Origin of the sequence: Kitasatospora arboriphila, assembly GCF_039528095.1 — a bacterium.
Classification (GTDB): domain Bacteria; phylum Actinomycetota; class Actinomycetes; order Streptomycetales; family Streptomycetaceae; genus Kitasatospora; species Kitasatospora arboriphila.
Genome location: NZ_BAAALD010000133.1, coordinates 8,125 through 16,123 on the forward strand (window position 1 = coordinate 8,125; position 7,999 = coordinate 16,123).

A 7,999-nucleotide genomic window follows, 5' to 3' on the forward strand; every position below is an offset into this window, starting at 1 on the left:
GCCGCCCGGGGGCCGGGCAGTTCGGTGAACTGCCCGCCCCCGGCGGTCGGTCGCTCGTGCTTCCAGTGGTCCTAGAGGCCGTCGTGTTCGTCGCGGCGGCGTTGCCAGCGCTGTTCCATCCGGTCCATCACGTTCGCCTTGCGGCGGGGAGCGGGGGATGCCTTGGGGCCCGATCCGTGCCCGAGGGCACCGCGTCGCCATCCGGTCACGGCGAGGACCGCGCAGCCAAGCATCACCAGGAAACCGATCACGCTCACCCAGATCAGCTGGGCGACCATGCCTCCCATCAGGAGACCGACGCCAGCCACGAACCCTGCGGCGGCCAGGTAGACCCTCCGACGGGTGTAGGTGCGCAGGCCGGTTCCCTCAAGCGCTGACGCGAATTTGGGATCTTCGGCGTACAGCGCTCGCTCCATCTGCTCGAGCAGTCGCTGCTCGTGCTCCGAGAGCGGCACGGAGTCCTCCTACTCGTCGGTCGCGGGGCGACCGGTCCGCCACCCCTGGGCCTGATCCTGTGAGGTCCATATGCCCCAGGCGTTCGGGTGTCATGCTTTCCGGCTTTACCCAGATCATACGGTCCACAGGGCCTGTTCGGGGTGGTCGTGGACACGTGCCATCAACCACTTCGGAGCCGCCCTGCACCGGTGCCAACGCCCCTGCCCGCGCACAAGTGCCCGGATCATCGGAATCTCCGCAGCCCAAGGGGCGCGGCGGCGCCCGGCGGCGGGCTCAGACGAGGGCGGCCAGCAGGTGGAGCTGGGTGGCGACGGCGTGGAAGGCGGGCTCCTCGGCGGCGGCCAGCTCCAGCTTGAGCAGGGCCTCCATCGCGCCCGGCTCGGTGTCGACGAGCACCCCGGGGACGAGGTCGGCGAAGACCCGTACGCCGTGCACGGAGCGCACCTGGAGGCCGGCCGCGGCGGTCAGGCCGGACAGCTCCTCGCCGGTGAAGCGGCGCGGCATCGGGTCGCCGGCACCCCAGCGGCCGTCCTCGGCGTCCAGCACCGCGCGGGCGTCGGCGAAGTGGCCGGCCAGGGCGCGGGCGAGCACCGCGCCGTTGCGGTTGGCGGCGAGCAGGCTCACCAGGCCGCCCTTGCGCAGCGTGCCGGCGAGGCTGCCGAGCGCCTCCGCCGGGTCGTCGACGACCTCCAGCACGCCGTGGCACAGCACGGCGTCCACCGAGCCGGCCTCGACCACCTCGGGCAGCGTCTGGGTGTCGCCCTGGACGGCGCGGACGAGACCGGTGACCCCGGCCTCGGAGGCGCGCCGCTCCAGCGCGAAGAGCGCGTCCGGGCTCGGGTCGACGACCGTGACGCGGTGGCCGAGCCGGGCCACCGGCACCGCGAAGTTGCCGGTGCCGCCGCCCGTGTCGAGGACGTCCAGCACCGGCCGGTCGAGCTCCGCGGTGCGCTGCTCCAGGGCGGTGCGCAGCACCTCCCAGACCACGGCGGTACGCAGGGCACTGCGGGGGCGCGTCGGGTACACGGCGGAGCTCCTCGGTACTGGGATCGATCACCGAACGCCACCACCTTAGGCCCTGCGGTGCCGGCCGAACGGCGCCCGACGGCCGCGGCCCGCTACGCCAGCGGCAGGGGCTGCTGGGGGACGACCGGACTCAGTCCGAGCAGGCGCTCGACGATCCGCAGGTACAGCCCGGTGTTGCGGATCAGGTCGTCGGCGTCGCGGGCGGTCGCCGCGGTACGGATGCCGGCCTCGGCGGCGGCCCGGCGCCGTGCGCCCGCGGCGAAGTAGACGGCCCACTCGGTGAGCTCGGGGGCGACCCCGGGCAGCAGCTCCCAGGCGCTGCGGATGGCCTTGCGGCGTCGCGGGTTGCCCTCGGGCCGGCCGCGCACCGCGAGCACGGCGGCGGTGGTGCGCAGCGCGGCGAGGTGGGCGGTGGCGTAGCGCTCCAGCGGGTCCGGCAGGCCGCGGGCGGCGGTGAGGGTGCGGTGGGCCTGGCGGAGCAGGTCGAGGGCGGCGGGCGGGGCGTCCGTCCGGCGCACCACGGGGTGGACGTCGGCGGGGCGGGTGCGTCCGGCGGGCAGGGTCTCGGCGACAGGGTGGCGGGTGACGCGCTCGGGGCGGCTGATGGTCATGGTCTCCCCCGGTCCGATGCGGGTTGCCCGGGCCGGGCGGCCCGCGCCACTCCAGCGTGGCAACCGCCACTGACAATCCCGGGTGCGAACGGTCCGCCGGGGGTGCGGGGAGCACGGCGGCGGGAGGAGCGGCGGGGGCGGCGGCGCGGCCGGACCGGCACCCCCGTCGCCGTCCGGCCGGGCGCCGCCGCCCCGCACGTCTGCCGGAGGCCGTTCCCCCGGCCTCCGGTCTCCCCCGGTCGGGCCGTCCCCCCGGACCGCGCTCCGCCGCCCCGTGCCGGCGGTGCGCGGCCCCGAACGGCCCGTGCACGCGACCGGGCCGGCCAGCCGGTCCCCCACGGTCGGCGGACGGCCCTGTCGCTTCCCGGACGGTGCTTCGCGCTCACCCCGCCCGGCGCCCACCACTATGGCGTCCCCGCAGGTCATGGGGTATCCGTCGGCGTACTCATTCGTGGCCCTGAGTATCCGTACTCAGTCCCCGGGCGGGCCTGGCGCCCGGGAACCGGCGGGCCGTGCGGCGCGTCCTTGGAGCACCGGTACGGTACGTCCCGACCGCCCGGGTGTCGGGCGGCCCTGCCGGAGGGGAGCAGAGTTGAGCATCATCCCGTTGATCTTCACCAGCGGATGGGCGAGCGGTGTCAACGCCTACGCCGTGGTCCTGCTGCTCGGCCTGTTCGGCCGGTTCGGCGGCGCCGAGTCGGTGCCGCCGGCGCTGGAGCGGACGGACGTGCTGATCGCCGCCGCGGTGCTGTTCCTCTGCGAGGCGGTGGCCGACAAGATCCCGTACGTGGACTCGGTGTGGGACGTGGTGCACACCGTGATCCGCCCGGCCGCGGGCACCGTCGTCGGCGTGCTGATGGCGAGCAACGACCCCGGCTCGCTGAGCGAGGTCGCCGCGGGCGCGCTCGGCGGTACGACGGCTCTGGTCAGCCACGGCATCAAGGCCTCGCTGCGGATGGCGGTCAACACCTCGCCCGAGCCGGCCTCGAACATCGTGGTCAGCCTGCTGGAGGACCTCTCGGTGGCCGGCCTGGTCACCCTGGCGGTCTTCCACCCGTGGGTGGCGGCCTCGGCGGCCGCGGTGCTGCTGGTGGTCGGGGTGCTGCTGGTCTGGTTCGCCGTCTCCCGCATCCGCCGCTTCCTCCAGCGCCGCCGCGAGCGCAGGGCCGCGCGCACCGCGACCGTCCAGCCGCAGTACTGACGAGCACGTGAGGGCGGCAGCCCCCGGGTGACCTGCGCGGGTTCGCCCGTAGACTCAGCGCCCATGGCACGGATCGTCATCATCGGCGCAGGCATGGCCGGACTCGCGGCAGCGGCCCGGCTCGGCACCCTCGGCCACCGGGTGACGGTGTGCGAGGCCGCCCCGACGTACGGCGGCATGGTCGGCCGGTACGAACGGGACGGCTTCGCCTTCGACACCGGGCCGGGCGTGCTCAACCTGCCGGCCGTCTACCGGGACCTGGCGCTGAAGAGCGGCCGGGAGCCGCTGGAGCAGCTGGTCGACCTCGTCCCGGTGGAGCCGGAGAGCCGGCACCTCTTCCCGGACGGTACCGACCTGGTGCTGCCGAACGCCTCCCGCGGCGGCGTCGCCAAGGCCCTGGACACGGCCTTCGGCGCCGGCTCGGGCGACCGCTGGGGCGAGGTGACGAACCGCGGGCGGGCGGTCTGGGAGGCCACCCGCCGCCCGCTGATGGAGGAGCCGCTGCCCGAGGGCCGGCTCGCCGACCCGTACCCGCGGCCGCCGCGCCGCGGCCCCGCCAAGTGGCTGCCGCGCGGCTCGTACACCCTCGGCGACGTGGCCCGCCGCGAACTCGGCGACCACCCCGGGCTGACGGCGCTGCTCACCGAGTACGCGACCCGGTTCGGCCTCGGGCCCGACGCTCCGGCCGGGGCGACCGTGCTGGCGTACATGGAGCAGTCCTTCGGCGTCTGGTACGTCCGCGGCGGCATCCGGGCGCTGGCCGACGCGGTGTTCCGCCGCTGCGAGCAGCGCGGGGCCGAGTTCCGCTTCGGCACCCGGGTCGCCGAGGTGCTGACCGCGGGCGGCCGGGCCTGCGGGGTGCTCACGGCCGACGGCGAGCGGATCGACGCCGACCTGGTGCTCTCCTCCTCGCCCGACCCGGGCCTCGGCTGGGAGAAGCCGGGCGGCGGGCTCGGCCGGGTGCGGGTGCTGCTCGCCCTGCGCGGGGCCCGGCCGGAAGGCACCGTGCACCGGACGGTGGTGCACGCCGGGGGCGCGGACTGGGAGAGGGACGCGCTGCTGCACGAGGAGAGCGTCCCCGAGGGGCCGACCGTGCAGGTGCTGCGGCCGGACGACCCCTCCCTGGTACCGGACGCCGACCACGAGGCGGTCACCCTCACCGTCACCTGCGGGGTGCGCGAGGGCGACGACCTGGACGCCTACGCGGGCCACCTGCTCGACCACCTGGCGAAGTCCGGGCTGGACCTGCGCGAGCGGGTGCTGTGGCGCGAGGTGCGGTCCACGGCGTGGGTGCCCGTCCCCTCGCTGGCGGGCGGCACCCTCAACCCGCCGAACGGGACGGGTGTCCCGGGCCTGTACCGGATCGGCGGCGGCGCCCACCCCGGCGGCGGGCTCGCCAGGGTCGGCATGTCCGCCTCGATCACCGCCGGGCTGATCGGCCCGGCCTGACGGCCGGCCGCCGGGCTCAGCCCTGCTGCTGGTAGTCCCAGGTCTGCTGCTGGTACTGGCCCTGCTGCTGCGGGACGGCCGGCTGCTGCTGGTACTCCCAGCCCTGCTGGTAGTACTGGCCCTGCTGGTAGTACTGGCCCTGCTGCTGGGCCTGGAGCTGCTGCGCCTGCTGGGCGGCGAACTGCTGCGCGGCGTACGGGTCCTGCTGGTACTGGGCGTAGGCGGCCTGCTGCGCGTAGGCGACCTGCTGGCCGTACGCGTCCTGCTGCTGGTACTGGGCGTGGGCGACCTGCTGCTGCGCCGCCCACTGCTGGTCCCAGCCGTAGCCGTAGCCGGCCTGCTGCTGGGCGTACGCGTCCTGGTGGGTGGCCTGCTGCGGGAAGCCCTGCTGGGTCCAGACCTGCTGCTCCTGCTGCTGGTACGCCTGCGGCTCGGCGTAGACGCCGTCGGCGGCGACCTCCTCGACCTCGGTGTACGCGGCGAGGGCCACGTCGGGCTCGACCGGGCCGACCTCGCCGACGACCGGCGGCTCGGGCAGGGCCGTCTCCTCGGCGCCGGTCGCACCGCCGGTGGCGGCGCTCAGCAGCGGGACACGGGCCAGCGGGCCGGGCAGGGCTCCGTCCTCACGGCGCAGCGACCAGCCGGCGACGAAACCGCGCTTCACCGAGGTGGTCACGAAGAACTGGCCGACCGCGAAGGCGGCCGCGCCGATGCCGATGACCAGCACCGACTGCAGCCGCATGCCGCCGACCACCAGGAGGAAGCCGGACAGGGCGACGCCGCGCCACACCAGCGGGGCACGGTTCTGCAGCAGCAGCTCGGCGATCAGCCAGAGCGCGACGACCGCGAGTGCGGCGTACAGCAGCAGGTACCCGATGCCCATCCCGCTACCTCCACTCACGCGCCCCGCATGTGCGGGCGACTGTACAGGCTGCGGGCGGACACCACTGCATCCTCGGCAGGACCGGCCTCAGCGCCGGTGCAGGCCGAGGTTCTGGTAGATCTCCAGCGTCGAGGTGGAGTGGTTGAGGGTGATGAAGTGCAGGCCCGGCGCGCCCTCGGCGAGCAGCCGCTCGGACATCGCGGTGGCGTGCTCGATGCCCACCGCCCGCACCGCGTCCGGGTCGTCGGCGACGGCCAGGAAGCGGTCCTTCAGCTCCTCCGGGAAGTCGGAGCCGGACAGCTGCGGGAAGCGCTCCAGCTGCCGGATGTTGGTGACCGGCATGATCTCCGGGATGATCGGCGTGGTGCAGCCCGCCGCCGCGACCCGGTCGCGCAGCCGCAGGTAGTCCTCCACCTCGAAGAACATCTGGGTGATCGCGTAGTCGGCGCCGGCCCGGCACTTGGCGACGAAGTGGCGGATGTCCTCGTCCCAGTTCTCCGACCGCGGGTGCATCTGCGGGAAGGCGGCCACGCCCACGCAGAAGTCGCCGATCCCCTTGATCAGCTCGACCAGCTCGTAGGCGTAGGTGACGCCCTCCGGGTGCCGGACCCACGCGCCCATCGGGTCGCCGGGCGGGTCGCCGCGCACCGCGAGCACGTTGCGCACGCCCTCGTCGGCGTACTGGCCGATGATGTTGCGCAGCTCGGCCACCGAGTGGTCGACGGCGGTCAGGTGGGCGACCGGGGTCAGGGTGGTCTCGGTCGCGATCCGGCCGACCATGTTGACCGTCCGGCTGCGTGAGGAGCCCCCGGCACCGTAGGTCATGCAGACGAAGTTGGGGTCGAGCGCCTCGACCCGGCGGATCGCGTCCCAGAGGCGGCGCTCGCCGACCTCGTTGCGCGGCGGCATGAACTCGAACGAGAACGAGCGGTCACCGGCCGCCAGCAGGTCCCGGACGGTCGGCGCGTGGTCGGTCCGGGTGGAGGGGATGCCGAGTGCCATGCTGGCAGGCTAGCGGTCAGGCGCGGAGGGTGACCAAACGTAGTCCACTGAATGAGACGTGCACGTGGGACACCGCGTGACCGGGGCCACCCGCGCGTCCGCGCCGGTTGGCGCGGACGCCCGATTCGGGCCCCGGACGACCGCCGGATAGGCTGATTGTCAGCCCAATGATCCGGAGTCCCACCGTGCCCTCCTCCACCAGCCTGCCGGCCAACCCGATCGACCGGGAGGCCGTGCGCGACCGTGTGAACGCCGCGCTCGCCGCCTTCATGGACGGCCGGAGCACCCTGCTCGCCGGCATCTCCCCCCAGCTCGGCCCGGTCTCCGAGGCACTGCGCGACTTCCTGCTCGACGGCGGCAAGCGACTGCGGCCCGCCTTCTGCTACTGGGGCTGGCGCGGCGCCGGCGGCTCCGCCGACCACCCCGGCATCGCCGACGCCGCCGCCGCCCTCGAACTGCTGCAGGCCAGTGCCCTCGTCCACGACGACCTCATGGACCGCAGCGACACCCGCCGCGGCCTGCCCTCCGTCCACCGCCGCTTCGAGGGCCTGCACCGCGAGAACGGCTGGCGCGGCGACCGCGAGCAGTACGGCGCCAGCGCCGCCGTCCTGCTCGGCGACCTGCTGCTGATCTGGTGCGACGAGCTGTTCCAGAGCTCCGGGCTGCCGGACGACGCGGTACGGGCCGCCAAGCCCGTCTTCGACCTCATGCGCACCGAGGTCATGGTCGGCCAGTACCTCGACGTCCTCGAACCGGTCGCCGGGGACTCCGCCGACGCCGGGGCGCTCGACCGGGCGCAGACCGTCCTGCACTACAAGTCCGCGAAGTACACCATCGAACGGCCCCTCCAGGTCGGCGCCCTGCTCGCCGGCGCCGGACCCGGACTCGTCGAGGCCTACGGCGCGTTCGGGCTGCCGCTCGGCGAGGCCTTCCAGCTCCGCGACGACCTTCTCGGTGTCTTCGGCGACCCCGCCGTCACCGGCAAGCCCGCCGGGGACGACCTCCGCGAGGGCAAGCGGACCCTCCTCGTCGCCCACGCCATGCGGGGGCTCTCCCCCGCGGACGCCCGGCACCTCGACGAACGGCTCGGCGCGGCCGACCTGGCGGCCGAGGAGATCCCCGTCCTGCGCGGGCTGGTGGAGCGCAGCGGCGCGGCCGACCGCGTCGAACGTCGCATCGAGGAACTCCTCGAACAGTCCCTCGCCGCCCTGGACGCCGCCCCCCTCGCCGACGGCCCCGCCCGCCCCGCCCTCCTCGCCCTCGCCGAAGCCGCCACCATCCGCAAGCACTGACGAGCGGCTGCGCGCGAAGCGAAGACAGGGGCGCGTGGGGGCACCTCCCGGCCGAAGGCTGGGGAGAACTGCGTGAGAC

8 protein-coding genes are annotated in these 7,999 nt (G+C 74.7%); 3 read left to right on the forward strand and 5 right to left on the reverse strand.

The genetic code is table 11. The features are described from left to right. Positions 1-71 precede the first annotated feature (71 nt). The 3 genes from ABD353_RS36465 to ABD353_RS36475 form a co-directional block, all read right to left on the reverse strand. Positions 72-455, reverse strand: coding sequence for a DUF3040 domain-containing protein (locus ABD353_RS36465; protein ID WP_030262858.1), 384 nt, complete (start codon positions 453-455; stop codon positions 72-74). 274 nt (positions 456-729) lie between these two features. Next, positions 730-1,482, reverse strand: coding sequence for a methyltransferase domain-containing protein (locus tag ABD353_RS36470; protein WP_344628015.1), 753 nt, complete (start codon positions 1,480-1,482; stop codon positions 730-732). Between the two features lie 92 nt (positions 1,483-1,574). Beyond that, positions 1,575-2,093, reverse strand: coding sequence for an SAV_6107 family HEPN domain-containing protein (locus ABD353_RS36475; protein WP_344628016.1), 519 nt, complete (start codon positions 2,091-2,093; stop codon positions 1,575-1,577). A gap of 592 nt (positions 2,094-2,685) precedes the next feature. Between ABD353_RS36475 and ABD353_RS36480 the strand changes: the two genes are divergently transcribed. Together ABD353_RS36480 and ABD353_RS36485 are read left to right on the forward strand one after the other, a co-directional pair. After that, the gene (locus ABD353_RS36480) at positions 2,686-3,294 is read left to right on the forward strand and encodes a DUF4126 domain-containing protein (RefSeq protein ID WP_344628017.1); all 609 of its coding nucleotides are present in this window, start codon (positions 2,686-2,688) and stop codon (positions 3,292-3,294) included. Between the two features lie 63 nt (positions 3,295-3,357). Further along, a complete protein-coding gene (locus tag ABD353_RS36485; RefSeq protein ID WP_344628018.1) occupies positions 3,358-4,743 on the forward strand; it encodes a phytoene desaturase family protein in 1,386 nt (461 codons plus the stop codon). 16 nt (positions 4,744-4,759) lie between these two features. Here the strand turns inward: ABD353_RS36485 and ABD353_RS36490 are convergent, their stop codons facing one another. Next, positions 4,760-5,626: a hypothetical protein gene (locus ABD353_RS36490; protein ID WP_344628019.1), complete on the reverse strand. Its 867-nt coding sequence runs from the start codon at positions 5,624-5,626 to the stop codon at positions 4,760-4,762. 87 nt (positions 5,627-5,713) lie between these two features. Further along, complete coding sequence (metF, locus tag ABD353_RS36495; protein ID WP_344628020.1) at positions 5,714-6,628, reverse strand: methylenetetrahydrofolate reductase [NAD(P)H]; 915 nt, start codon at positions 6,626-6,628, stop codon at positions 5,714-5,716. Positions 6,629-6,795: 167 nt separating this feature from the next. On the opposite strand from metF, the gene ABD353_RS36500 reads away from it, so the two are divergent. Beyond that, a complete protein-coding gene (locus ABD353_RS36500; RefSeq protein WP_344628021.1) occupies positions 6,796-7,920 on the forward strand; it encodes a polyprenyl synthetase family protein in 1,125 nt (374 codons plus the stop codon). The last annotated feature ends 79 nt before the right edge of the window (positions 7,921-7,999 follow it).

Coding starts and splice junctions, on each gene's coding strand:
- ABD353_RS36475 (WP_344628016.1), bottom strand. CDS start 2,093: ATGACCATCAGCCGCCCCGAGCGCGTCACCCGCCACCCTGTCGCCGAG.
- ABD353_RS36485 (WP_344628018.1), top strand. CDS start 3,358: ATGGCACGGATCGTCATCATCGGCGCAGGCATGGCCGGACTCGCGGCA.
- ABD353_RS36490 (WP_344628019.1), bottom strand. CDS start 5,626: ATGGGCATCGGGTACCTGCTGCTGTACGCCGCACTCGCGGTCGTCGCG.
- metF (WP_344628020.1), bottom strand. CDS start 6,628: ATGGCACTCGGCATCCCCTCCACCCGGACCGACCACGCGCCGACCGTC.
- ABD353_RS36500 (WP_344628021.1), top strand. CDS start 6,796: ATGATCCGGAGTCCCACCGTGCCCTCCTCCACCAGCCTGCCGGCCAAC.